General features: G+C 65.0%; 22 protein-coding genes. 8 read left to right on the forward strand and 14 right to left on the reverse strand.

The features are described 5' to 3' along the window. The first annotated feature begins 105 nt into the window (after positions 1 to 105). The 3 genes from AncyloWKF20_RS19080 to AncyloWKF20_RS19090 all read left to right on the forward strand — a co-directional run bounded on the left by AncyloWKF20_RS19080 (position 106) and on the right by AncyloWKF20_RS19090 (position 4,032). Positions 106 to 1,953 carry an ATP-binding protein gene (locus AncyloWKF20_RS19080; RefSeq protein ID WP_279315523.1) on the forward strand — a complete coding sequence of 616 codons (1,848 nt, stop codon included), beginning with the start codon at positions 106 to 108 and terminating at the stop codon, positions 1,951 to 1,953. Then, positions 1,953 to 3,314 carry a sigma-54 dependent transcriptional regulator gene (locus AncyloWKF20_RS19085; RefSeq protein WP_279315524.1) on the forward strand — a complete coding sequence of 454 codons (1,362 nt, stop codon included), beginning with the start codon at positions 1,953 to 1,955 and terminating at the stop codon, positions 3,312 to 3,314. The genes AncyloWKF20_RS19080 and AncyloWKF20_RS19085 overlap by 1 nt, the downstream gene beginning before the upstream one ends. A gap of 121 nt (positions 3,315 to 3,435) precedes the next feature. Next, positions 3,436 to 4,032: a flavin reductase family protein gene (locus AncyloWKF20_RS19090; RefSeq protein WP_279315525.1), complete on the forward strand. Its 597-nt coding sequence runs from the start codon at positions 3,436 to 3,438 to the stop codon at positions 4,030 to 4,032. An 18-nt stretch (positions 4,033 to 4,050) separates the two neighbouring features. Here AncyloWKF20_RS19090 and AncyloWKF20_RS19095 read toward each other — a convergent pair whose 3' ends face one another. The 10 genes from AncyloWKF20_RS19095 to AncyloWKF20_RS19140 form a co-directional block, all read right to left on the reverse strand. Next, complete coding sequence (locus AncyloWKF20_RS19095) at positions 4,051 to 5,301, reverse strand: Zn-dependent hydrolase (protein WP_279315526.1); 1,251 nt, start codon at positions 5,299 to 5,301, stop codon at positions 4,051 to 4,053. After that, on the reverse strand, positions 5,298 to 6,284 hold the full coding sequence (locus AncyloWKF20_RS19100; RefSeq protein ID WP_279315527.1) for a hydroxyacid dehydrogenase: 987 nt from the start codon (positions 6,282 to 6,284) through the stop codon (positions 5,298 to 5,300). Before AncyloWKF20_RS19100 ends, AncyloWKF20_RS19095 begins: the two co-directional genes overlap by 4 nt. Before the next feature lie 12 nt (positions 6,285 to 6,296). Continuing rightward, positions 6,297 to 7,076, reverse strand: coding sequence for an SDR family oxidoreductase (locus AncyloWKF20_RS19105; protein WP_279315528.1), 780 nt, complete (start codon positions 7,074 to 7,076; stop codon positions 6,297 to 6,299). A 13-nt stretch (positions 7,077 to 7,089) separates the two neighbouring features. Beyond that, positions 7,090 to 8,022 (reverse strand): dihydrodipicolinate synthase family protein, encoded by a 933-nt coding sequence (locus tag AncyloWKF20_RS19110; protein WP_279315529.1) that lies wholly within the window; start codon positions 8,020 to 8,022, stop codon positions 7,090 to 7,092. A gap of 9 nt (positions 8,023 to 8,031) precedes the next feature. Further along, the gene (locus tag AncyloWKF20_RS19115) at positions 8,032 to 8,703 is read right to left on the reverse strand and encodes a GntR family transcriptional regulator (RefSeq protein ID WP_279315531.1); all 672 of its coding nucleotides are present in this window, start codon (positions 8,701 to 8,703) and stop codon (positions 8,032 to 8,034) included. An 85-nt stretch (positions 8,704 to 8,788) separates the two neighbouring features. Beyond that, entirely contained in the window at positions 8,789 to 9,589 is an 801-nt protein-coding gene (locus AncyloWKF20_RS19120) for a transporter substrate-binding domain-containing protein (protein WP_279315532.1), read from the reverse strand. A gap of 108 nt (positions 9,590 to 9,697) precedes the next feature. Next, complete coding sequence (gene speB, locus AncyloWKF20_RS19125) at positions 9,698 to 10,648, reverse strand: agmatinase (protein ID WP_279315533.1); 951 nt, start codon at positions 10,646 to 10,648, stop codon at positions 9,698 to 9,700. Positions 10,649 to 10,661: 13 nt separating this feature from the next. Next, positions 10,662 to 11,321, reverse strand: coding sequence for an amino acid ABC transporter permease (locus AncyloWKF20_RS19130; protein ID WP_279315534.1), 660 nt, complete (start codon positions 11,319 to 11,321; stop codon positions 10,662 to 10,664). Then, entirely contained in the window at positions 11,318 to 12,127 is an 810-nt protein-coding gene (locus AncyloWKF20_RS19135; protein ID WP_279315535.1) for an amino acid ABC transporter ATP-binding protein, read from the reverse strand. Before AncyloWKF20_RS19135 ends, AncyloWKF20_RS19130 begins: the two co-directional genes overlap by 4 nt. Beyond that, positions 12,127 to 12,771 (reverse strand): urea carboxylase-associated family protein, encoded by a 645-nt coding sequence (locus AncyloWKF20_RS19140; protein WP_279315536.1) that lies wholly within the window; start codon positions 12,769 to 12,771, stop codon positions 12,127 to 12,129. The genes AncyloWKF20_RS19135 and AncyloWKF20_RS19140 overlap by 1 nt, the downstream gene beginning before the upstream one ends. A 324-nt stretch (positions 12,772 to 13,095) precedes the next feature. Here AncyloWKF20_RS19140 and pxpB point away from each other — a divergent pair, with 324 nt between their 5' ends. The 4 genes from pxpB to AncyloWKF20_RS19160 all read left to right on the forward strand — a co-directional run bounded on the left by pxpB (position 13,096) and on the right by AncyloWKF20_RS19160 (position 17,181). Next, on the forward strand, positions 13,096 to 13,848 hold the full coding sequence (pxpB, locus tag AncyloWKF20_RS19145) for a 5-oxoprolinase subunit PxpB (RefSeq protein WP_279315537.1): 753 nt from the start codon (positions 13,096 to 13,098) through the stop codon (positions 13,846 to 13,848). Further along, entirely contained in the window at positions 13,848 to 14,879 is a 1,032-nt protein-coding gene (locus tag AncyloWKF20_RS19150; RefSeq protein ID WP_279315538.1) for a biotin-dependent carboxyltransferase family protein, read from the forward strand. Before pxpB ends, AncyloWKF20_RS19150 begins: the two co-directional genes overlap by 1 nt. An 11-nt stretch (positions 14,880 to 14,890) precedes the next feature. Further along, on the forward strand, positions 14,891 to 15,661 hold the full coding sequence (locus AncyloWKF20_RS19155; protein WP_279315539.1) for a LamB/YcsF family protein: 771 nt from the start codon (positions 14,891 to 14,893) through the stop codon (positions 15,659 to 15,661). Between the two features lie 242 nt (positions 15,662 to 15,903). Further along, positions 15,904 to 17,181 carry a site-specific integrase gene (locus tag AncyloWKF20_RS19160; protein ID WP_279315540.1) on the forward strand — a complete coding sequence of 426 codons (1,278 nt, stop codon included), beginning with the start codon at positions 15,904 to 15,906 and terminating at the stop codon, positions 17,179 to 17,181. Positions 17,182 to 19,280: 2,099 nt separating this feature from the next. On the opposite strand, the gene AncyloWKF20_RS19165 is transcribed toward AncyloWKF20_RS19160, so the two are convergent. Further along, positions 19,281 to 19,484, reverse strand: coding sequence for a hypothetical protein (locus tag AncyloWKF20_RS19165; RefSeq protein ID WP_279315541.1), 204 nt, complete (start codon positions 19,482 to 19,484; stop codon positions 19,281 to 19,283). An 819-nt stretch (positions 19,485 to 20,303) separates the two neighbouring features. On the opposite strand from AncyloWKF20_RS19165, the gene AncyloWKF20_RS19170 reads away from it, so the two are divergent. Next, positions 20,304 to 22,148: an ABC transporter ATP-binding protein gene (locus AncyloWKF20_RS19170; RefSeq protein ID WP_279315542.1), complete on the forward strand. Its 1,845-nt coding sequence runs from the start codon at positions 20,304 to 20,306 to the stop codon at positions 22,146 to 22,148. Positions 22,149 to 22,179: 31 nt separating this feature from the next. On the opposite strand, the gene AncyloWKF20_RS19175 is transcribed toward AncyloWKF20_RS19170, so the two are convergent. The 3 genes from AncyloWKF20_RS19175 to AncyloWKF20_RS19185 are packed head-to-tail and all read right to left on the reverse strand — an operon-like array spanning position 22,180 to position 25,140. Further along, positions 22,180 to 23,373 (reverse strand): hypothetical protein, encoded by a 1,194-nt coding sequence (locus AncyloWKF20_RS19175; RefSeq protein ID WP_279315543.1) that lies wholly within the window; start codon positions 23,371 to 23,373, stop codon positions 22,180 to 22,182. Continuing rightward, complete coding sequence (gene kdsA, locus AncyloWKF20_RS19180) at positions 23,370 to 24,209, reverse strand: 3-deoxy-8-phosphooctulonate synthase (RefSeq protein WP_279315544.1); 840 nt, start codon at positions 24,207 to 24,209, stop codon at positions 23,370 to 23,372. The genes AncyloWKF20_RS19175 and kdsA overlap by 4 nt, the downstream gene beginning before the upstream one ends. A 31-nt stretch (positions 24,210 to 24,240) precedes the next feature. Then, positions 24,241 to 25,140, reverse strand: a complete 900-nt coding sequence (locus AncyloWKF20_RS19185; RefSeq protein WP_279315545.1) for a KpsF/GutQ family sugar-phosphate isomerase — start codon at positions 25,138 to 25,140, stop codon at positions 24,241 to 24,243. Positions 25,141 to 25,449 lie beyond the last annotated feature (309 nt).

The following is a 25,449-nucleotide window of genomic DNA, read 5'->3' on the forward strand; positions in this document are numbered from 1 at the left end:
AAATCAATAATTTGAAGAGATTTTTAGCGGTGGCCTCAGGAGGAGTTGTGCGGAAATCCGCACATGACCTGCTTGATCAATGCGGGAATTCGCGCAAGATGGGGCATGGCCGATGCCCTCCCGCCTGCCGATCCCGATGCCCCGCTGACCGGCGCGAGCGAGCCGCCCGCGCGCTGGCCATGGCTGGTCTTCGCGGCGATCGCGCTGGCTCTGGTCGCGGTGGCGCTGGTGAGCGCGGCCAATCTCGGGCGCAGCCGCGCCGTGGCCGGTGTGCGCGCGCAGGCCGAGAATGCGGCGACACTGGCGATCGCCGTGCTGCGCGGCGAGCTGGAGAAGCAGCGCGCCGTCCCGCTGATCCTCGCCCGCGACCCGGATGTACGGCGCGCGCTGGCGGGGGGCGATCCCCATGCGCTCGATACCAAGTTTTCCGCGATCGCCCGCGAGACCCGCGCCTCCGTCATCTACCTGCTCGACACGCGCGGCGTCGCCATCGCCGCCTCGAACTGGGACGAGCCGGCGAGCTTCGTCGGCAGCGACTATTCCTTCCGCGACTATTACCGCAAGGCCATGGCGGAGGGTGGGGCCGAGCAGTTCGCGCTCGGCACGGTCAGCAACCGGCCCGGCCTCTACATCACCAGCCGCGTCGACGGCGCGGCGGGTCCGCTCGGCGTCCTCGTGGTCAAGGTCGAGTTCCCCCAGGTCGAGGCCGACTGGAAGGCGCTGGGCGGGCAGATCTATGTCACCGACCGCCGGGGTGTCGTGCTGCTCTCGACCGTCGAGGCCTGGCGCTTCCATGTCGAGCAGCCACTCCCGCCGGCGGAGGTCGCGGAGATTCGCCGCTCGCTGCAATTCGGCGCCGCCCCGCTCGCCCCGCTGCCCTTCACCCGGCGCGGCGATCTCGTGGAGGCGACGGGCCTCGGCGGGCGCTTTGTCGAGGCCCGCACGGCCGTGCCGACCACCGGGTGGACGCTTGACGTGCTGCTGCCGGTCGACCGCGCTATCGCCACGGAGCGGGCCGGGCTCCAGCTCATCGCCGCGCTGCTGCTGATGCCCGGCCTCGGCCTCGCCGCCGAGCTGATGCGCCGCCGCCGCCGGGCGCAGGCGCGCCGCCTTGCCGATGCCCGCGTCAAGGCCGAGTTGGAGCAGCGGGTGGAAGCTCGCACGGCTGAGCTCGCCGGTGCCAATGCGCGGCTGATGGAGGAAATGGCCGAGCGCGCCCGTGCCCAGGAGCGCCTGTCGGATGCCCGCGAGGAACTGGCCAAGGCGAACCGGCTGGCAACGCTCGGCCAGGTTTCCGCTGGCGTCGCTCATGAGATCAACCAGCCGCTCGCCGCCATCCGCACCTATGCGGAGAATGCCCGCGCCTTTCTGAAGCGCGGCGCGCCGGAAGGGGCGGAAGGGGCGCTCGGACGCATCGTCGGACTCACGGAGAGGGTCGGGGCGATCACCGACACGCTGCGCGGTTTCGCCCGGCGCGGCGATGGCGCGGTGGAGCCGACCCCGCTCGCCGACGCGATTTCCGGCGCGCTGATGATCCTCGACGCGCCGCTCCGCCAGTCCGGCATCCGCCCGGTCGTCACCGCGATCCCGGCGGAACTGAGGGTGATGGGCCGGCGGGTGGAGCTGGAACAGGTGCTGGTGAATCTGATGCGCAACGCCATCGAGGCGCTGGCGGGTGCGCCGCCGGCTCATTCGGCCGCGCCGGCCCTGTCGCTCGGCGTGCGGATGGAGGGGCATGAGGTGGTCATCACCGTCACGGATAACGGGCCGGGCATGAGCGAGGCGCAAGTGGCCGGGCTGTTCACGCCGTTCCGCTCCTCCAAGGCCAAGGGCCTCGGGCTCGGCCTTGTCATCTGCCAGGACATCGTCGCCCGTTTTGGGGGGACGCTCACGGCGGCCTGCCGGCCCGGCGAGGGCTGCGTCTTCACCATCGTGCTGCGGAGGGCCCCCTGATGAGCGTGATCGACCTGTCCGCCGTCGATGTTGCTTTTGTCGATGATGACGAGGATCTGCGCGACGCCAATGTGCAGGCGCTGCAGCTCGCGGGCCTGCGCGCCGCGCCCTTCGCCGCCGCGGCTGACCTCCTGGACCGGCTCACCCCGGATTTTCCCGGCGTCGTCGTCACCGATGTGCGCATGCCCGGCATGAACGGCATCGAGCTGTTCCGCCATATCCGTGCGCTCGATGCGGACATTCCCGTGGTGGTGATCTCCGGCCATGCCGATATCGCCATGGCGGTGGAGGCGATGAGCGAGGGCGCCTACGACTTCATCGCCAAGCCCTATGCCGGCGAGCGCCTCGCCGAGACGCTGCGCCGGGCGCTGGAGAAGCGGGCGCTGGTGATGGAGAACCGCCGCCTGCGGGCTCTCGCCGCCGCCGACGAAGGGGACAGCGCGCTGATCGGCGAGACGCCTTCCATGCAGCGCCTGCGCCAGATGATCCGCGACCTTGCCGATGTCGATGTCGATGTTCTGGTGCTGGGCGAGACCGGCACCGGCAAGGAGGTGGTGGCGAATTTGCTGCACCGGCTCGGCCGTCGCGGCACCCGGCCCTTCGTCGCGCTCAATTGCGGTGGCCTGCCGGAGACGGTGATCGAGAGCGAATTGTTCGGCTATGAGGCCGGTGCCTTCACCGGGGCGCAGAAGAAGCGCATCGGCCGCATCGAGCATTCCAGCGGCGGCACGCTGTTCCTCGACGAGCTGGAGAGCATGGCGGTCAGCGCGCAGGTGAAGCTGCTGCGCGTGCTGGAAACCCGCGAGATCGCCCCGCTCGGCTCCAACGAGCTGCGCCCGGTCGATCTGCGCGTGGTGGCGGCGACCAAGATCGACCTCGCCGACCCGCAGGCACGCGGCGATTTCCGCGCCGACCTGTTCTACCGGCTCAATGTCGTGACGCTGCGCATTCCGCCCTTGCGCGAGCGCCGGCGCGACGTGCCGCTGCTCTTTGCCCAGTTCCTCGCCCGCGCCGCCCGCAAATATGGCCGCGAGGTGCCGAAGCTCGGCCGTGCGGTGGAGCGCCATCTGGTCGAGAACGACTGGGCGGGCAATGTGCGCGAGCTCGTGCATTTCGCCGAGCGCGTGGCGCTGGGCCTCGACGAGGCGACCCCGCCCGCCAGTGCCGCGACCGGGCGGCCCGGCCAGAGCCTGCCGGAGCGGCTCGGCACGATCGAGGCGAACCTCATCCGTGAGGCGCTGGAGCGCCATGGCGGGGATGTGCGCGCAACCATCGAGGCGCTCGGCATTCCCCGCAAGACGTTCTACGACAAGCTCGCCCGCTACGGTATCGCGCGCGCGGCCTATGAGAGCGAGCGTTAGGGGCCGGCGGCGGCGTGAACCTTGCTAGGCGAAGGCTCCCTCGCAGGAGTGCCGACGCGTGAAATACTGCCCGCAGCGGGAGCCGAGCCCGCTCCCTTTTTCGCCCTTCAAGAGCTGCACCGTGCCGCGCCCCATCGGCTGGCTGTCCAGCGTCAGCCGGTCAGGTGTCGAGAACATCGCGCCCTACAGCCAGTGGCAGAACCTGACCTTCGACCCGCCCATGGTGATGTTCTCGGCCAACCAGTACCCGGACGGACGGCGCAAGGACACGGTGGTCAATGCCGAGGAGACCGGCTGGTTCGTCTGGAACATGGCGACCTACGCGCTGCGCGAGGCGGTGAATATCAGCGCCATGGCGCTGCCGCCGGAGGAGAGCGAGTTCGACCGGCTCAGCGTCACTCGCGACTATGCCGACAATGCGCCGATCCCGATGGTGCGGGAGAGCCCGGTGAAGTTCGAGTGCCGCTATCTCAGCACGCACCGGCTGAAGGGCAACTCGCCGGTCGGCAGTATCGACATCGTCTTCGCGCAGGTGGAGACCATCCATATCGACGACAGCGTGATCCTGCCCGACGGGCGGCTGGATATCGCCTCGATCCAGCCGATCGCCCGGCTGGGCTATTTCGACTACACGGTGGTTCGCGACATTTTCGAAATGCGCGTGCCCGGCTCCGATGCTGATGCGCAGGCGGGCCTGGAGGGGCGGGCGACGCTCTGATCCCGGCCTGGGCGTGCTTCAGTCGGCCAGCAGCGCGGCGAGGAGGAGGCGGACGGCCTGGGCGAAATCCTCGATCCGCATCGCCTCGTCGGGATTGTGGCTACCATTCTGGTTGCGCACGAAAATGAGCGCGGCCGGCACGCCGCGATTGGCGAAGACGGAGGTGTCGTGCCCGGCCCCGCTCGGCATCTCCACCGCGCCGATGCCTTCGCTGGCGGCGGCCGCCACCAACTGGCTCCGCAGCGCGGCGTCGAGCATCGCTGGCGCGCTTCCCGTCTTCTGGCCGAAATCGAAACGCACGCCGCGCCGCTGCGCGATCACCGCTGCATGGGCCATCAGCTCGTCGTGAAGGCGCGCCAGCACGGCGGGGCTCTCGCTGCGCACATCGAGGCAGAAGCCGATCTCACCGGGCACCTTGGAGAAGGCGTGCTGCGCCGTGTCGGTGCCGACCTCGCCAAAGGTGAGGGTGGCGCGCAGCCCGTCGCGCTCCAGTCCGTCCCAGCTCGTCTCCAGCGCGGCGACGAGATCGGCGAAGGCGACCACCGAGTCCTGCCGGTAGGCGCGCGGCACCGCCCCGGAATGGCCGTAAGCGCCGAGGCAGCGCGCCTTGCGGTAGCGGAACGAGCCGGCAATGCCGGTGACGAGGCCGAGGGGCACGTCCTCCCTCTCCAGAACCGGCCCCTGCTCGATATGCACCTCGATGAAGCCGTGGATATAAGCGGGATCGAGATAGGCCGTCCCGGCTTCCACCGCCTCGGGATCAAAGCCGAGCGCCGCCATATGGGCGCGCAAGGTTTGGCCAGTATCGGCGCGCACCGTCTCCAGCGCCTCGGGCGGCAGCAGGCCGAAGGCGGCGCGGCTGCCGAGATAGGACACTGGAAACCAGGTGCTCTCCTCGGCGCGGATCACCATCACCGTGAGATCGCGCACCGGCGTCCGACCCGTATCGCGCAGCGCTTTCACCACGGCGAGCCCCGCCAGCACCCCGGCGGCGCCGTCGTAATTGCCGCCATGCGGCACGCTGTCGATATGCGAGCCGATGATCCAGCGGGGCAGCGACGGGTCGGTGCCGGGAAGGGTGAGATAGAGGTTGCCGGCAGCGTCCACCGCTTCGCTCAATCCAAGCTCGGCGCCGACGCGCCTTACCAGCGCATGGGCGAATTCCTCGCCCTCGCCATAGGCGGCGCGGGTGATGCCGGGTGCGTCGGTGGTGTGGGCGCGCAGTTCCTCGAACAGCGCCTCGGCGAGGCGGATGGCGTGGGCGATCATGCGCCGGGCCCGGCGGGGGCGTGCTGCCACGCTTCGGGGTTCACCAGATGCGGCGGGCGCTGGCCGGCGAGCACATCCACCACCTGCCGCGCCAGCGCCGTCGCCGTGCGCCGCAGCGCCGCCTCGCTGGAGCCAGCGACATGCGGGGTGAGCACGACATTGTCGAGCCCGATCAGCGGCGAGGAAGGTGGCAGGGGCTCCCGCGCGAACACGTCGAGCCCGGCGCCACCGATGCGGCGGGCGATCAGCGCTTCGGCCAGCGCCGCCTCGTCGATCACCGCGCCGCGCGCGGTGTTGATGAGGAAGGCGGTCGGCTTCATGCGGGCGAGCTCGGCCCGACCGATCAGCCCGCGCGTGCCCGCGCCGCCGGGCAGGTGCAGCGAGACGATGTCGGCCTGCTCCAGCATGCGGCCGAGATCGGCGACATGGAGGAAGCCGGCCTCCGCCACCGCCGGATCGTCCGCCCGTCGGGTCCAGACCACCACCTCCATGCCAAGCGCGCGGGCAAGGCGCGCGGTCTCGCGGCCGATGGCGCCGAAGCCGACGACGCCAAAGGTGGCGCCTTCCAGCTCCATGAAGCTCGTGCGGTATTTGAACGTGCCGTCGCTGGCGCGTGCCGCGCTATCGCCCGGCCCGATCTGCTTCGCCAGATGAAACGCGAGCGCCAGCGTGTGCTCGGCTACCGAGCGCGCATTGGCGCCGGGCGTGTTGACCACGGCGATGCCGCGCGCGGTGGCGGCCGCAAGGTCGATCCCGTCCACCCCCACGCCATGCACGCCGATGACCTTGAGGCCCGGCGCCGCATCCATCAGCCCGGCGTCGATCGGCGCGTCGCGGGTGATGAGCGCCGCAACGCCGCGGACATCCTCCACAAGCGCCGCCCGCTCCAGCGAGGTGGCGAGCCGCACCTGATGCCCGGCCGCCGCCATGAGATCGGGGCCGGCGGCGTGGATGCGCTGGAGGATCAGGCAGGAGGCGCTCATGGGATCTTTCGGTCAGATGCCGCGGATCGCGCCGCCATCGACCCGCACGGTCGAGCCGGTGACGTAACTGGCGCGGGCGCTGGCGAGGAACGTCACCACATCGGCGAATTCCTGCGGCGTGCCGTAGCGGCCCATCGGGATGGTGCCACGCGAGGCGGCGGCCACCTCGTCCACGCTCTTTCCGGTGCGCCCGGCGGCCGCGGCGTCGAGCTCGTCCACCCGCTGGGTATGGATGCGGCCCGGCAGGACGGAGTTCACCGTCACCCCGTCGGCGGCGACTTCGGCGGCAAGCGTCTTGGCCCAGCCGACGATGGAGGCGCGCAGCGCGTTGGAAATGCCGAGATTGGGGATGGGCTGGGCGACGCCGGACGAGACGATGTTGACGATGCGCCCGAAGCCCCGCGCCCGCATGCCCGGCAGGAGCCGCGCGGTGACGAGGAAAATGGCATTCACCATCGTCTCGAACTGCGCGCTCCAGACCTGCGGCGCGACGCCGGCGACCGGGCCGGGCGGCGGGCCGCCGGAATTATTGACGAGGATGTCGATGGGCTCGCTGGCGAGAAGGTCCAGCGCCGTCTCCAGCGCCGCCCGGTCGGCGAGGTCGAGCTGGAGCACCCGCGCGTTGCCGCCGCTCGCGCGGATGCCGGCGGCGGCCTCTTCCAGCGCCACCACATTGCGCCCGGCGAGGATGACGCTCGCCCCCTCGGCGGCAAGTGTCTGCGCGCTGGCAAGGCCAAGCCCCCGGCTGGCGCCGAGCACCAGCGCGGTGCGTCCGTGAAGTCCGAGATCCATGATGCCCTCCCGATCAGCCGTGCAGCTTGCGCTGGAGGCGGGCCATCAGCTCGCCCAGCTCCTGATGGTCGCGCGCCGTCAGCTTCGGGCCGGGATGGCGGGTGTCGGAACAGGCGATGATGCCGCGCCGCTTCAGCACTTCCTTGCGCACGGCGAGGCCGAAGCCGAGCTGCTGCTCATGGCGCAGGATCGGCAGATAGAGGTCGAACAGGTCTTCCGCACCTTCCACGTCGCCGGCATGGAACTTCTCGACCACGCCCACCAGCATCTCGGGATAGGCGAAGCCCGTCATCGCCCCATCGGCGCCGCGGCGCAGCTCCTGCGGGAGATAGAGCCCGCCATTGCCGACGAGGATGGAGACGCGCCGGCCCTCGCCCTTGTCGGAGCGCTCGCGCATCTTGGTGATCTTGGACAGGCCCGAGCCCTCTTCATGCTTGAGCATGACGAAGTTCGGGAAGGCGTCGATCAGCCGGTGCAGAACGGCGACCGAGCTCACCGTGTTGCTGGTCTGCGGGTAGTCCTGATAGCAGACCGGCACATCCGGCCCGAGGCGGGTGAGCACCTCCGACCAATAGCCGAAGACCTGGTCGTCGGTCTTGAGGAAGGGCTGCGGCGCGATCATCAGGCCGGCGGCGCCGAGGTCCATCGCCTCCCTGGCGAAGCGCACGAGATTGTCGGTGCCGGGGTTCGAGGCGCCGACCACGATGGGCTTGCGGCCATCGACGCGCTTCATGACATGGGTCAGGAACGCCTTCGCCTCGGTCGGAGCCAGCTTGAACGCCTCGCCAAGCACGCCGAGGATGGTGATGCCGGTGACGCCGCATTCCAGATAGAAGTCGATCAGCGAGTCCGTGCTGTCGAAGTCGATGTCCCCCGTCGGCGTGAACGGGGTCGGAGCGATGATGTAGACGCCCCGCGTGGTCTCGTTGATCGTTTCGACCGCCATGATCGTTCCTCAGATGGCGCGGAGCTTCTCGATGATGCTCAGCTTTACGTTTTCGATATGGGTATGGACGCCGGCGCGGGCCGCCTCGCGGTCCTCGCGGCGCAGCGCGTCGATGATGGCAATATGCTCGCGGTGGCCAATCTCGAAGCGCTCGGGCACACGATCCAGATTGAACATGTGCGTTTTCAGGCGCAGGTCCTGAATCTGTTTGGCCAGCACCGCATTGCCGCTGCGGCTGGCGAACAGGCCGTGCAGCCGGCTGTCCAGCGCCCAATCGGCTTCCGCGCTCGGGATGGGGTCGTCGAGAAGCGCGCGGATATCGGCCTCCAGCGTGTCGAGCTCCGCCAGCGGAACGCGGCCGGTTGCGAGGCCGACCGCTTCCATCTCCAGGATCTGGCGCACATGCAGCGTCTCGATCAGCTCGCGGGTGGAGAATTCCTTGACCACCAGCACGCCGCCGGGCTTGCGGGTGATGAAACCCTCGCTCTCCAGCCGGTTCAGCGCGTCGCGCACCGGGGTGCGGGAAATCGCCAGTGCCTCGGCGAGGCGACGCTCCTGCAGCACCGAGCCGACGGGAATCTCGCGGCGGATCAGCCGGTCGAGCAGGTCGTTATAGGCTTTCTGGCCGAGGCTTTCCTCGCGCGGATCGGCGACGGGCGTCGGGCGGGCGGTCAGGGGCATGGACGACTCTGCGGCACGGCCGGGGCTTTTGGCGGGGGGCGCCCGGCCGGGAAGGGGACCGGCCGGGCGCAGGCACGAAGGGCGATCAGAACTGGGTCTTGATCGGGTCCTTCGGCGCAGGCGAGTAGCCGATCAAGGGCGTGGTGAGCTTGGCATAAGTACCGTCGGCGATCATGTCCGCCAGCGCCTTGTTCACCGCCTTCACGAGGTTCGGCTTGCCCTTCTTGAAGGGGAAGCCCTTCTGGATGTGGCTGAGATAGTCCGGCACCAGCACCAGCGGCAGCTTGGAGGCCTCGATGGCGTAGGCGGCGGCGATGGAGTCGGTGATGACCGCGTCGATCTGGCCGTTCACCAGATCCTGGATGGCGTCGGATTCGGCCTTGTAGCTCTTGGCCACGGCGCCGCGTTCCTCGGCCAGCTTCAGCCAGGTGGAGGAAACCAGCACGCCCACCGTCTTGCCCTTGATGTCGGCAGGCGTCTTGATGGTGGAGTCCTTCTTCACCACCACGCGGCCGCCCGATTCCAGCCAGCCATCGGCGAACATGACCTGCTTCTGGCGTTCGGCGGTGATGTCCATGGCGTCGGAGGCGAAGTCGTACTGGTCGGCGGCGAGGCCGACGAGCAGCGCCTCCCACTTGATGATGACCGGCTCATATTTGAGGTTCAGCCGGCGGGCGATTTCCTTGCCGACGCGGATCTCGAGCCCGTCCAGCTCGCCATCTGGGGCGCGCATGGAGAAGGGCGGGTAGGTGCCTTCGGTGGCGATGAGCAGCGTGCCGGGCTTGATCAGCTCCAGCTCCTGCGCGCCGGCCGGCGTGGTGAGGCTGCCGGCAAGGAGGCCGCCGACGAGAGCGGCGGCAAGCACGGGAAGAAGTGTCAGACGCATTGTTTTATCCCCTCTGTCGTCTGCTGTCGGTCGTCAACGGCGCGCGGGTGCGCAGCCGGTCCGCTCGAGGCGGGGGTGAGCCCGCCCGATTTCACGTCCGCCCGGCTGTCATGTCCGGGCGACACCGGCCGCGCGCAGCGCCAGCAGCTCGGCCATGACGGTGGCCGCAAGCAGCGCGGTGGTCTGGGCCGGCTGGTCATAGGGCGGGCACAGCTCCACCACGTCGGCGCCGACGAGGTTCACGCCCTCGATGCGGCGCAACAGGTCGAGCGCCTCGCGCGCGCTGGGCCCCCCGGCTTCCGGCGTCTGCACGGCCGGGGCGAAGGCGGGGTCGACGAAGTCGAGATCGAAGGTGAGATAGGCCGGCGCGCCGGCGGTGCGCTCCGCGATGCGGGCGGCGAGCGCGGGAATGCCCATGGCGAACATCTCGTCGGTGGTCACGACCTCATAGCCGAGCTCGACCGACTGGCTGACGTCGTCCGCCTTGAACAGCGAGCCGCGCATGCCGATCTGGATCGAGCGGGAGGGATCGACGATGCCTTCCTCCACCGCGCGGCGGAACGGCGTGCCGGCGCTGTAGCGCTTGCCGGCGAAATACTTGTCCCAGGTGTCGGAATGCGAGTCGAACTGGATCAGCGCCAGCGGCCCGTGGGTGGCGGCGACGGCACGCAGCGCCGCCAGCGTTACCGAATGATCGCCGCCAATGCCGAAGGGCGTCACGCCCGCCTCGACCACCGCGCGCACGGCGAGCTCCAGCCGCTCCAGCGATTCTTCCTCATAGCCCGGCACGACGGCGGCATCCCCCGCATCGGCGCAGGCCAGCGTCTCGAACACGTTAATGTTCCGATAGGGGTTGATCGGGCGTAGCATGATCGACATCGCCCGCACCGCATTGGGTGCGAAGCGCGCGCCGGTGCGGAACGGCGCCCCGGAATCCGAGGGCAGGCCGAGAATGGCGGCGTCGAGACCCTTCAGTGTCGTCGCCTGCGGCAGCCGCATGAAGGTCGGCACGCCGCAGAAGCGCGGGGTTTCCAGCGAGTCGATGGGCAGCACGCTCATCTTGAATGTCCTTTCACAGCGAGCGGGCGTAATGCCGCTCGAGCCGAGCCGCGGCCTGCGAGATGAGGGTGGTCATCACGAGGTAAATAACCGCGGTGGCGATGTAGAACTCGAACGGGCGGAAGGTCGTGGCGATGATGGTCTGCGAGTAGAGCGTGAGCTCGACGACGGTGATGGTGGAGAGCAGCGAGGTGTTCTTCACCATGGTGATCGCCTCGTTGGTCACGGGCGGCAGGATCACGCGGAAGACCTGGGGCAGGATGATACGGCTCATCATCTGCCAGCGGCCCATGCCGAGCGCCTGCGCGGACTCGGTCTGCCCCTTCGGGATGGCCGAGAGGCCAGCGCGGACGATCTCCGCGACATAGGCCCCCCCATTGACGCCGAGCGCGATCACGCCGGCGGTGAAGGGCGAGAGGCGCAGGCCAAGCTGCGGCAGGCCGAAATAGATGATGAAAATCTGGATCAGCGTCGGCGTGCCGCGAATGAACCAGATGTAGAAGCCGCTCGCCTCGCGCAGCGCCCGAAACCGGGAGACCTTGCCGAGCGCGGCGAGGAGGCCGCATAGCCAGCTCACCAGGATCGCCAGAATGGAGAGCACCAGCACGATCCAGCTCGCGCTGAGGAAGCCGGGAACATAGGGCGCGAAGCCTTCCCACCAGGTCGCGATCATGGCCGGGCTCCCTGCACCGTCGCCGGCGCGGCATAGGCATCCTCATGCAGCACGCGGCGCAGGAACTGCTGCAACCGCTCGCTCTTGGGCTGGCGCAGCACCTCGCGCGGCGGCCCGTCCTCGGCGATCACGCCCTGGTCGAAGAAGATCACGCGGTTGGAGACCTCGCGGGCAAAGCCGATCTCATGGGTGACGAGCAGCATGGTCATGCCCTCGCCGGCGAGGCTCGCCATCAAGGCCAGCACCTCGCCGACCAGCTCCGGGTCGAGCGCGGAGGTCACCTCGTCGAACAGCATCAGGCGCGGCTGCATGGCGAGCGCGCGGACGATGGCGACGCGCTGCTGCTGGCCGCCGGAGAGTTTTGAGGGGTAGGCGTGGCGCTTCTCGGCGAGGCCGATGCGGGCGAGCAAAGCTTCCGCCTTGGCGACGGCTTCCGCGCGCGGCTCGCCCTTCACTCGGATGGGGGCCTCGATGACGTTTTCCAGCACTGTCATATGCGGCCAGAGATTGTAGCTTTGGAACACCATGCCGATGCGCGCCCGCAGATCACGCAGCTGCGCGGCATTGGGGGCGCGGCGGGCGCCCGGCTCATAGTCGAAATGGACGTCGCCGAAATCCATCGTGCCGCCGCTCGGCGTTTCCAGCACGTTGATGCAGCGCAGGAAGGTGCTCTTGCCGGAGCCGGAGGCGCCGATGATCGACACCACCTCGCCGGCATGCACATCCAGCGAGACGCCTTTCAGCACCTGATGCGCGCCGAAGCTCTTGGTGAGGTCGCGGATGCGGATGAGCGGTTCACCGGCCATCAGGCGCTCCCCGCCGGAGAAAAGATGTCGATCAGGCAGTCGCGCGGCGTGCGGTCCTCGCCATTGATCGGGGTGATGTCCTGCGGGCAGCAGGAGAAGGCCATGATGATGTCGGCCTCGGCTTGCAGCACGAGGTAGGAGCCGGGTTTGGAGGCCGGAAGCAGCCTGTCGAGCGAGCCGTCGGCCCGCACATCCACGCACATGAAGAAATTGGCCGGTGCCGGCGTGACGGGGAAGCTGATGCCGAGTTCGGCCAGCCCCTCATGCAGATTGTCGGCGCAGGAGCGGTGATAGCCGGTGACGCCGAGCTGGCGGTAGATGTCGGCATTGCAGGCGCAGAGCAGCGTGTCGTGGCGGCCCGAGGAGGTGTCCTCGACGATGGACACCAGCGGCCGGCGCTTCGTGCTGACCAGCGGCGTGTTGCTTGTGACATGCACGGTCGAATGGACGGACCGGAAATTGTCCATCGAGGTGAACTCGTAAATGTCGGCCTGAGTGAAGGCCCAGAAGTCGATGGCCTGCGTGCCGAAAGGGTTGGTCAGCTTCAGCCGCTGCCCCGCGCGCATCCGCACCGCCTTGCCGGTGCCGGCGGCGAGGACGAGGGAGTCGTCGAGCCGATAGTCCATCGCATCCTCACGCTTCACGCCGTCCGCCGAGGGGCAGGGCGCGCCTTGACCCAGCGTTGCCCGCTATAGTCATCTAACGCATTGATATTTTTGGGTATACCGATGGAATGCAAGCGGCATTTTTAATCAGCTCATGCCTCAAAGCTGAGCATTGCGGCGCCGCCGGCGCGAGGGGAGCCAGCGTGCCGCCGCACCCGAGCGGGGCTTCGAGGGAGCCGCAACCCTCTGCCGCCGCTGCCGTTTGAGCGGGTCCACCGACCCGCCTTCTGCCCGGCCTTGGCGGCTTGGCACATATCTGGAAAAGAGGGGCGCTCGCTCCCGCCCGCTGACGGAAGAACGTGCATGATGACGACAGCCACCCCTCTCGCCCCCGAGGCCCCCCGCCTGCTCGATGCCGGCGAGAGCGGGCTCGTCATCGAGTTCGGCGATGCCATCGACGAGGACGTGAACCGGCGGGTCATCGCGCTGGCGGCGGCGCTGGAGGCGCTTTGCCTGCCGGGCCTGCGCGAGGTGGTGCCGACCTATCGCTCGGCCCTCGTCCTGTTCGACCCGCTCCTTCTGCCGCGCCACGAACTGCGGGCGGCGGTGCTGGAGCTCGCAACGCAGGACCATGCCGCCGAAGCGACAGGCACGGTGTGGCGCGTGCCGGTGCTTTATGGCGGCGCCCATGGGGTCGATCTCGACGCGGTGGCGCGGCTGCACGGGTTCACGACCGATGAGGTGATCGGTCTGCACAGTGGCGCCAACTACCGGGTCTATATGATCGGCTTCGCGCCCGGCTTCGCCTATCTCGGGGGCCTGCCCGAGCCTATCCACACCAGCCGGCGCACCGATCCGCGGCTGAAGACCCCGCCGCGCAGCATCTCCATTGGCGGGCGGCAGGCGGCCATCTCCCCGCCGCTGGAAATCCCCAGCGGCTGGCACCTGCTCGGCCAGACGCCGGTGCGCTCCTATGACCCGGCCCGCACGGAGCGCCCCTTTCTCTTCGCCGCCGGGGACACGATCCGCTTCGTCCCCATTGCGGCGGCCGAGTACGACGCGCTCTGCCGCGCGGCGGAACAGGGCGCGCTCATCGCCGAGGCGGAGGCGGCGTGATGGCTGCTTTGCGCATCGACCGGCCGGGCCTGTTCTCCAGCCTCCAGGACATGGGGCGCTTCGGCTATCAGCGCTTCGGCATTTCCGCCTCGGGGGCGATGGACACGCTCGCGCTGCAGGCGGCGAACCTGCTCGTGGGCAATCCGCGCGGCAGGGCGGCGGTGGAACTCACCATGCTCGGCCTCTCCGCCGTGGTGGAGGAGGGGCCCGTGCGCTTCGCATTGGCGGGCGCCGACATGACCCTCCGCATCAATGATTGCCCGGCGGAGAGCTGGCAGTCGCATGCTTTGTCCCCCGGTGACCGTCTCGACATCGGCGCCGCGCGCACGGGAATGCGCGCCTATCTCGCCATTGCCGGCGGCTTTGATGTTCCCCCGACGCTCGGCAGCCTCTCGACCCATTCGCGTTCCGCTATCGGCGGGCTGGAAGGGCGCGCGCTGCGCACGGGCGATCTTCTGCCGCTGAACGGCGTGCCGGCCGGCCCGTTGCTCATGCTAGCGGACGCCCATCGCCCGCGCGCCCACGGCCCGATCCGCGTCGTTCTCGGCCCGCAGGACGATTTCTTCACTCCCGCCGGCATCGCCACCTTCCTCGGTTCGGAGTACCGCGTCACTGACAAGGCCGACCGCATGGGTGCGCAGCTCGACGGTCCCGCCATCGAGCACGCGGCCGGATTCAACATCGTCTCCGACGGCATCATGAATGGCTCGATCCAGGTGCCCGGCAATGGCCGCCCGCTGGTGCTGCTGGCCGACCGGCAGAGCACCGGTGGCTACCCGAAGATCGCCACTGTCATTGGCCCCGACCTCTGGCGGCTCGGCCAGGCCCGCCCCGGCGACACGTTGCGCTTTGCCGCGATCAGCCCCGATGAGGCGCAGGCGGCGGCTGAGGCGCAGGAACGGCTCATCGCGGGCCTGCCCGCCGCCATGAGCGAGCCGCCCCCGCCGGGCGCGGAGCTTTCCAGCGAACGTCTTCTCGCCCACAACCTCATCGGCGGCGTCTGCTCGGCGCTCGATCCGCTGCCCCTCTGACGGAGCCTGCCATGACCAAGATCGACCTCAATTGCGACATGGGCGAAGGTTTCGGAGTCTATTCACTGGGCGACGACGCGGCGATGCTGGAGATCGTCACCTCCGCCAACATCGCCTGCGGCTTCCACGCCGGTGACCCGCTGGTGATGGCCGACACGCTCGCCGGCGCCAAGGCGCGCGGCGTTGGCTGCGGCGCCCATCCGAGTTTCATGGATCTTTGGGGGTTTGGCCGTCGGCCTATCCTCGGGCAGAGCCCGGCCGATATCGAGAAGCAGCTCATCTACCAGATCGGCGCGCTACAGGCATTGGCTGCGGCGCAGGGCCAGCGGCTCACCCATGTGAAAACCCATGGCTCGCTCGGCAACATGGCCAATGAGGACATCGACCTCGCCCGCGCCGTCGCCCGCGCCATCCGGGCGGTGGACCGCGATTTCATCTTCGTGGTGATGCCGGGCCTTCCGACCGAGCGGGCCGGCGAGGCAGCGGGTTTGAGGCTCGCCCGCGAGATCTATGCCGACCGCGCCTATGCCGCGAACGGCAACCTCGCCTCCCGCAAGCTCCCCGGCGCCGTGCTGCACGATGCCGAGGCTGCCGCCGCGCGCATCCTCGCCATCGTCGAGACCGGCGAAGTGACCGCGCTCGACGGCACCCGCATCAAGGTCCGCGCCGACACGGTCTGCGTCCATGGCGACACCGCCGACGCCGTGGCGATGGCACGCGCGGTCAAGACCCGTCTGATCGGCGCGGGCTATGAGGTGCGGCCCATGGGCGAGTGGCTGTAGCGGGGAAGGGGAACGCTGCGATCATTCAGCCACCAGCCAGCGGGCCACCGGATGCAAGTCGGGACGTGTATGGTTTGGGACTAGATGGCGGAGGGAGCGTCCGAAATACTACGTGTCGCCTCAATTCGCCTGAGTTCGTAAAGCCGTTGAAATATCGATATTTATTCCCGCGCCATGCTACCAGAGTTCGTCGCCGTTCGCTAGAATGACGATCTGTGGGTGGGGTAGGGGGTGGGGTAGCGATGGCCAAGGCGACTAACAAGCTGTCGGCTCGATCCGTGACGGCAATCACCGATCCCGGTCGTCATTCAGATGGCGGCGGACTCTATCTTCAGGTCGCTCCGACTGGTGCAAAGTCCTGGCTGTTCATGTTCAAGCGGGAGGGCAAACGCTCGGAGTTGGGGCTGGGCTCCGTACGTGACGTGTCGCTGGCCGAAGCCCGCCAGAAGGCTGCCGATGCTCGCAAGATCGTTGATGCCGGAAAAAGCCCACTGGAAGAGCGCCGTGCCGTTGAGGCCGCCCGAAAGGCACAGGTGGACAAGCCGACCTTTGGAGAGGTGGCAGATCGTCTGATCGAGAGCATCGCTCCGGGGTTTCGGAATGCCAAGCATCTCGATCAATGGCGAATGACGCTCGGTCCCACCTATTGCTCCTCGATACGCGGCACTCCGGTAGATGCCATCACTACCGAGGATATTTTGGCCTTACTGATGCCGATCTGGACGAAGAAGGCCGAGACCGCCTCCCGCATCCGTGGCCGGATCGAGCGGGTGCTTGATGCCGCCAGGGCGAAGGGCCTGCGTTCAGGAGAGAACCCGGCACTGTGGCGCGGCCATCTCGATAGCCTGCTGCCAAAGCGCCAGAAGCTACAGCGGGGTCATCATGCGGCGATGCCCTATGCAGAGATGCCGGCCTTCATCGCAACCCTTCAAGACAGTGAGGGCGTGACCGCCCGTGCTCTTGAATTCCTGATCCTGACAGCCGCCCGCTCCGGTGAGGCTAGAGAGGTGCGATGGCGAGAGATCGATCTGAAGGCAAAGATATGGACGGTCCCCGCCCATCGCATGAAGGCGGGACGTGAGCACCGAGTGCCGCTCTCGGATCGGGCCGCCAGACTCCTGACCGGAATGAAGCTGCCGGGCTCTGAAGCCGATGCCTTTGTGTTTCCGGGAGCCCGAAAGGCTAAACCCTTATCCGTCATGGCTTTCGATATGCAATTGCGACGAATGGATTGCGACTGCACCGTTCACGGTTTCCGTTCGACATTCCGCGATTGGGTTGGCGAAGAGACCGCCTTCCCACGTGAGGTTGCCGAAGCCGCATTGGCCCACACGGTAGGCGATGAGGTCGAGCGCGCCTATCGCCGTGGGGATGCATTGGAGAAGCGGCGCAAGCTCATGGAGGCTTGGGCCTCCCATTGTGCGGGTGAGGATGCTCAGCAAGACACACGATTGAGCGAAGACGTTGCGGATCTCATCATTTTTTCAGGGGAACAAGGGGAACGGGGGGTACAGAACTGATATTGTTATCGAAAACTTGTTCCCCATGGATTTTCCGACTTGGGTAACGAGGGGAACAACCTCTTTGGCGGGATCACGAGGTAGACGCGGAGCGGAAAGCGCTCAACGGATATGGCCAAGTGCGTGTCTGAAAGTCCGGTGTGGGGCCGTATCCGGAATGGCGGCTTTTGGCGTCAGACCAGTCAAGACCGGCCGTCGTGGTTAGCTGACGTGGCATTCTGAGCTGACTCATCTCGCCAGTTGGGAACGTCCGTTGTCGGGAGGGGTGTCACTCCCTAGGGGAGCGGATTAATCGTCTTATATCAGTACTTTAGACAGCCCAACCTGATGCTTCCTGTTCGTTGAAGCGCCAGGTTATTTTGCGGGATTTCCCAACCTGTCTCGCTCGGCAATATCCGCGAAGGCATATTGACGAATGAGCTGCGCCCTGTCTGTTCGATAAGCAGACGCAGGAAGAGAAGGTGAAGTTGTGACTGAAGGAGCCGCTCAATATAAACGCGCGATGCCTATATTCAGTGACGTCTCCACTGAAAGCCCATGACCGTCCGCGTCGACAATATCAGACGGTCGTGGAGCATGAATAAACCAAGCGCTAGCTGCCACTTAGATGGACCGCAAAGCTCTCCGAGTTACGTTCATGGAACCTTACCTTGGGGATCGTCAAATACAATCCGAGTTCCATAGCGCGCGTCTGCGCCGAACGTATTCAATTCCGCATCAGTAATCAATTCGTCCCGCGTTTTCCAGGCGTAACGAAATACGTCTCCGTCGGGTCCATTGATATTGTCCGACTGACCTCGGTATAGCGTTATATTTTCTGTCGCCGTAGATACGATCATTATTTTTATAACCGCATGATCTCTATTATAAAAAGTGCTTCTCATCAGTGCAACTCGCTATTTGTTGTAACTACATGCAGCTGCGGCATTAGATATTCGAAGGTCCGCCAAGTTAGTTCATAAGTCAAGCTCTCGGACGACTTATGAAAGTGATCATAGCTACCTGTGTCACCGTTCCAGTGCTTGTCAGTGATGATTGCGGAGCCCTCAAACGTTGTCACACGCACCGTCCCTGCCCGCGCCGAACACTTGTACCCCGCCTCCTGCGACGGCGAAAGCGAGAGCTTGGAAAAATCGCGCGAATGATTGGATCGAGAAATGGGAGAAGTCGTATTTCATTATGAATCGCATTCCACCGCACAGGCATATCCAAAAGATGCGGCGTGCAACGGATATTATCAACTGAAATTACCTTAGGAGTTGTATTCCTTTGGATATCGGTAGCCGCGTCGGGGCGCGCGTAGCTTTCTCGAATGGTCGTCCACAACTCTTTGTGGATACTGCGAGGATGATGCGAAAGCCGGATAGTAGGGCTGTTGAGTGGTTTCCCGAGAAATTCCCGAGTTCCATTGAGGTCCAGGATCTAACCTGGTGGAAAAAATCAAGATCGCACTGCGGCGATCCGCCTTCTAAGCGGCAGATCGCTGGTTCGAGTCTAGCCGCGGTCGCCAACTAAGTTATTGATATTGTAGCTATGTTTGCCACGGTAGAAGTTGCTGAGTGTGGAGCAAGACGAGCACGAGTACGCTGCATTTTCAGGCTGCGTGACATAGAGCCCCGAGAACGTCCCGAGCAGTAGGCTGGGCGGCTAAGCGTCTCGGGAGCGCGAGTGGGCCTGGCAGGGCGACTTGTCTGGGGGGGGGGGCGTGGGTTCGAGTTCCGGCACTCCGACCATCTAACTGCTTGGTATTTAAAGAGAACATCCCCTGATGAGTGCACTGCCCGCGGCAGCAAAAATGAAACCGTTGGGCAACAAATGTCCCATAACGGCGCCGAGTCTCCCGAAAAAAGTCCCGAAGTGCTCCGCATATGACGGGATTGCCTGCGCTGATGCCGCTCATGTCGACGGCCTGCGCAGAACATCGTAGGTGGGCTGTAATGCGGAGCGCGAGAGAAGCCATTCCTGATCCCGAGGAAATCGCGATGATGATCGCTGCCTCAGAGGCACTGCTCGCACGGGAGCCCGAACGCATCGGCTCCGCCAGGAGCACTATGCATCTCATCCGAATCAGGTTGGTGATGGACGGTGCCGCCGATGCATCAGTGACGGCGCTGAACCGCTACATCGCCCGACTCGACGCTCACCTCCGTCGGGGTCTCCATGCGACTCTGCATCTCGTGAGCGACCATATCGAGTAGATAGACGAGGTCGGTCCATCCGTGAGCCTCGCAAATGTAACGGATGTCCCGCACCCGGTCGCAGACCTCGGCCTTGATATCGCACTGCCCTGCCACTCCCGACATCGCTGCTCTCCTAGGCTATGCGACCGCGCCATATTCAGAAATATTGGCACAAACTGTGAAATATAAAACGATCATCTGCATAGCTGCGTACAATCCCGGGCCGTGTCTGCCGCTCTCCCACCCATCTCTGGTTCCGCGCGCCGTTGAGCGTGGCGAGGGCGGTGCAGCCGCTGTCCCGGAAGATGCTTTCCAGATCGTGTCTAGGCCGACCGCAGTACCTAATCTACGAGTCCTTGCGTCGCGCGTTGAGCCCACCCGTACGGTGTAAGCAGTCCCAGCCATTGCTCTCGTCAGTGTCGGCAAATACGAAGGGTCCGGTCGGACCACGCTTGCCACACCGCTGGCACTTCACCTTTGCCTTAGATCATGGATGGTCTCACCCGGCCGCGCGAGCAGACCCATCATCGCTTCGCGCATATAAACCGTCCTGTGCCCACAGGAGCGCTGTAAGCCAACAAGTGGGGATTCGGCGGTTCGCATGAACATAAAATGAACGTGGACGACGTGCGGTCCACGGCAATGGCATGTCGCGCCGGATCTCTGATCGGCAGTTGGGGTGGGGGCTTCGATCGTCCGAGAGTTATCAGAAGTGCAACCTCGGTGGCTTCATCGGGACCGCAGGGAGGATCCGTCGCGTCTCTGGCGCATCATTGATCACCACGACGCGGGGCAGCCCCTCGGACCGTAGGAATAATCCCGCCTATTGCCGCTGCGGAAGATGCTGGTTCCTCGCTGACTACAGAGCGCTGGGATGGTAGCAGTCTTGGCGGAACATCACGGCCAGGTTCGTCCGGCATTTCCAGGCCTTAGAGGAGCGGTATGAAGATCAGCGGCTTTCCCGAATTCTGGAGCCTGCTTTCTCGCACGCGGCGGCGCGAGTTCGTCGTGCTGCTGGGCCTCCAGTTCATTCTCAGCGTGCTTGAATTCTTCGCGGTAGGCGCGGTGCCCGCCTATGTCCTGCTGATTAGCCGATCAGAAGAGATAATGGCCATGCCTCGTGTCAGCGGGTGGCTGAATGTCGTAGGCATCGACGACGTAACGACTCTACTTTATGTTGGCGGGCTAGGACTCATTGCACTTTTTTTGCTCCGAGGCCTATTCAATCTGATTGTTCTAAAAGTACAATCACGCTTTATGGCTAGTATTGGGGGTGACGTTTCACTTCAGTTGTTTACGGCCTATTTGCATGCGCCCTACCTGTTTCACCTCACGCGCAACTCAGCTCACTTTGTTCACTTAGTAATCAATGAAACTGTTCGTATGGGTGGAAACTATCTCCTGCCGTTGCTGACAGCAGCGCAGGCGCTATTCATCATAATCGCACTGACATTGCTCGTCTTGGTGGCGGATCCGATGCTCGCGCTGGTGCTTGGCGTTACGGCAGGAGGGGCCTGCTTCCTTTTTGTTCGCACCAAGCGTGAGACGCTTGGCCGAGTCGGTGCAGAGGTTAGCCTGCGCAATCGCCTATTGACACAGACGCTGAATGAGGGTCTGGGCTCATTCAAACACACTCGCCTACGGGCACTTGAAGGAGATGTCCGGCAAGAGTTCGAGCACCATGCCGAAGTACGCGAGGAAGCTCAGCGGACCATGCGTTTCAACCAAGGCCTGTCCAAGCCGGTCTTTGAGACGGTCGGCTTGACAGCGTTGATTCTGCTGGTCTTCGTCATGCTGCTGCAGGGGCGTTCGCCTGATCTAGTCGTGCCTACGCTGGCACTAATGGGATCGGTGGCAGTGAGGATGTTGCCTACACTCAACCAACTAGCGGTTGGCCTCAATACGATGCGCTCTAACACCGCAACATTGGTCAATCTGGTCAATGAATATAGGGTGCTGGGCATCGGGCCCGATGAGCCTTCTTTCGACGCGGCGGCGACCACCAAGCCCCTAGCAATGGGCGACATCGTCTTCACCGACGTGACCTATCGATACCCCGGCCAGAACCACGACGCGCTGCAGAGTCTGTCACTAACCATCCCCGCTGGCAGCTCGGTGGCCTTTGTCGGGCCGACGGGCTCGGGCAAAACCACGGCCATCGACGTGATGTTGGGATTCCTTGCCTATAGCGGCGGCGACATCACCGTCGGCGGCCGCTCCATCAGAGAGAACATGGCTGGCTGGCAGCGGCTCATCGGCTATATCCCGCAGGCCATCTACCTCACCGATGCCTCGATCCGCCGCAACGTCGCGCTCGGCGTGCCGGAGGACGAAATCGACGATGCCGCCATCTGGCGCGCGCTGGAGGCGGCGCAGCTCGCCGATTATATCCGGGGGCTGCCCGAGGGGCTTCAGACCAATGTCGGCGAGCGCGGCGTGCGGCTCTCCGGTGGCCAGCGCCAGCGTGTCGGCATCGCCCGCGCGCTGTACTTCGCTCCGGAAGTTCTGATCCTCGACGAGGCCACAGCGGCTCTCGACAACGCCACCGAGCGTCGCTTGATGGCGGCGATCGAAAAGGCCAAGAGCGGCCGCACGCTAGTGATGATTGCTCACCGCCTGTCGACCGTGCGCAATTGCGACCGCATCTTCTTTATCAAGGCGGGCCTCGTCGCTGCGACCGGCACGTATGACGAGCTAATCGAGAACTGCCCAGAATTTCGAGATATGGCTTATTCAGGCAATTCCGTCAGTGTAGAAGGCGATCTGCTCGACAATCAACGCCAATGATGTCGATGGGAGACTCCGCTTTCCGGGCGAGCTAGCTTCTTCTGATCTGGCGCATTAGCTTGTTTTTCAAGCGAGCCCAGACGCTTGGATGCGCCATGACACGTCCGAGGGGCGAGCTTTGGACAATAAAATCTGCGTAGATTTCACCAAAGTTCCAATCTTGATTCAGTGTTGCTCTAAGCAAGTCGGGCCGATAGATGTGTTGATGCCCATCTAGGTCGGACACAGGTACAAAAGTGGACAAAAGTATCCGCCAAAAATCTGCAGATAGAAGATTTGTCCCGCACGACATGAAATCACCAACTGCGGAGGTGTCGTTTCTATAGAGTGGAGCCACGAATGGCTTATGTAAGTATGTCACGTTTTTGCCAAAGTACTTGGCCTCTACGCCTACGCTAGAGCTTACGGTAATTACATCGCTTAGATTGGGGTCCGAAAGAAGAGAGTATACGTTTGCGCTCGTCTCATATGTATTCGCGCACCTGTTTTTAACCTTTTCAAACACCTCTGCGGATCGTTTCAGAGGGTGGTGCTTGAACGCAACGACGTCGTCGGGTTTATAGAGCGCGACCAATTTCTCCCCGATCCAGTCTTGAGAGACTATTGCGCCATCGCGGAATAAGCTCCTATCGTCGTGGGTCTGTGCTGCAAAAAGCCGAAAATCGGCCCTGTCGGCCGACCGGCGACGACTCGCAAAATAAGCAGTGATAAACCCTGCATGCTCAAAGCAGATAGCCTCGCGCATGCAGAGCTTAGCCAAGCCCTGGTGGATGCCAGATATGTTCGTGCTCACAGCAAAAGCGATGTCATCCAAGAACCGGACGGGGTGCGTTAGGATGCAGATATAAGGGACGTCCCATTCGGTAAGTGCCGCGCACATCGCATTCGACAACTCGAAACCAACGACAATCTTCCCCTGAAAAAGGGAGGCATAGCGCTCGGACACATTCTTGGGAAAGGCAGCAGAGAGCTCCGCCCAAGCTGATAGTGAAGGACGGAGACCGGCTGCATCATAGATATCACTGCACTTCAGTGGACTATTGTCGTGCCTTAAAAGTCCGGGGTATGTACCTGTCGCCGCAAAGATTGGGAACTTTAATAGAGCGTGAAGCCAACTGATATTCCTGTCTTGGTTTCCACTACCTCCACCCGCTGATAGTCGAAAAATATCTCCCGTAACTATAACTTCTTTCACCGGCGCGCCCCCGCTAAATGGATTGGTCAAGCCTTTGCCACCGCGTCAAACGCCTGAAGGCGGGCGATGAGTGCCTCGAACTGGTTCAGCGGCACCATGTTCGGCCCGTCGGACGGTGCCTTGTCCGGGTCGGGGTGGGTTTCGATGAACAGGCCGGCGACGCCGACCGCCACCGCTGCCCGCGCCAGCACCGGCACGAATTCGCGCTGCCCACCGGAGGAGGTGCCCTGGCCGCCCGGCTGCTGCACGGAGTGGGTGGCGTCGAAGATCACCGGCGCGCCGGTCTGCTCGGCCATGATGGGCAGCGAACGCATGTCGGTGACCAGCGTGTTGTAGCCGAAGGAGGCGCCGCGCTCGGTCACCAGCACGTTCGGGTTGCCCGAATCGGTGAGCTTGGCGACCACGTTCTTCATGTCCCAGGGGGCGAGGAACTGGCCCTTCTTCACATTCACCACCTTGCCGGTCGCAGCCGCGGCGATGAGCAGGTCGGTCTGGCGGCACAGGAAGGCGGGAATCTGCAGCACGTCGACCACTTCCGCCACCGGGGCGCATTGGTCGTCATCATGCACGTCGGTCAGCACCGGCATGCCGTAGCGCTCGCGAATCTCGGCGAAGATCGGCAGCGCCGCCTTCATGCCCATGCCGCGCGCGCCCTTGATCGAGGTGCGGTTGGCCTTGTCGAAGGAGGTCTTGAACACCACGCCGATGCCGCGGCGCGTGGCGATCTCCTTGATCGCGGCGGCGCATTCCAGCGCGTGCTCGCGGCTCTCCATCTGGCACGGGCCGGCGATCAGCGCGATCGGCAGATCATTGCCGAAGCGCACCTCGCCGAGGGTGACGATGGCATTGGCGGAAACGCCGCTCATGGGAAGTCCTCGCGAAAATGGGCGGGCAGGGTCAGATGACGCCGGCGCGCAGGAGATCGTGAATGTGCAGGATGCCGACCGGCACGCCGTCGCGCACCGCGAAGAGCACGGTGATCTGCGTGCGGCTCATAAGGCCCAACGCGGCGCTGGCCAGCTCATCCGGCGCGACGGTGAGCGGGGAGGCCGTCATCACCGTCTCGACCGGATGGCTCAGCAGGTCACCGCTCATGTGGCGGCGCAGATCGCCATCCGTCACCACTCCCACAAGCACCCCGTCTGCCGTCACGCCGCAGCAGCCGAAGCGCTTGCCGGTGATTTCGATCAGCGCGGCGCTCATCGGCGTGCCCCGCGCGACCAGCGGGACGCTGTCCTCGCCATGCATGAGGTCGGCGACCTTGAGCAGGCGCGCGCCGAGCTTGCCGCCGGGGTGGAAGACGCGGAAATCGGAGGCTGAGAAGCCGCGCCGCTCCAGTAGCGTAACGGCCAGCGCATCGCCGGCGGCGAGCTGGAGCAGAGTGGAGGTGGTGGGCGCGAGCCCGTTCGGGCAGGCTTCCTCGACCTTGGGCAGCGCCAGCACGACATCGGCGGCGCGCCCGAGCGTGCTGTCGGCATTGCAGGTGATGGCGATCAGCGGCACGGCGAAGCGGCGCGCATAATGCACGATGTCGCTCAGCTCGGCCGTCTCGCCGGACCAGGAAAGGGCGAGCAGCACGTCGTCCGGCGTCACCATGCCGAGATCGCCATGGCTCGCCTCGGCGGCGTGCATGAACAGTGAGGGGGTGCCGGTGGAGGCAAAGGTCGCGGCGAGCTTGCGGCCGATATGTCCGCTCTTGCCCATACCGGTGACGATGACGCGGCCACGGGAGGCCTCGATGGAGCGGATCGCGCGCTCCATCCCGTCGCCAAGTTGGCCGGTGATAGCTTCGGCCATTGCCTTCAAGCCATTGGCTTCGATGGCCCATGTACGCCTGAAGCTAGAGCGCAAGACAGCCGATTCTGCCTGTTCTTTCTGCAACAATGCCCGCCCCTTTTGACCCTACGGCTGAAAACGGCCGCTGCTGCCCGCCACTACCGTATCGCAGCAAATACCCTGCCACTTGCCTCTTGGAAATAGCCCGTTACCTTGTAATGGACATGACGAGCCCCAAGCGAGCCTCCTGGGAAGCAGTCCTATTGAAATGGTTATCGCATTCCGGACCACAACGATGATCTGTTCAAATCCGAGTTGCGGCGAAGGATT

Source organism: Ancylobacter sp. WKF20 (assembly GCF_029760895.1).
GTDB lineage: Bacteria > Pseudomonadota > Alphaproteobacteria > Rhizobiales > Xanthobacteraceae > Ancylobacter.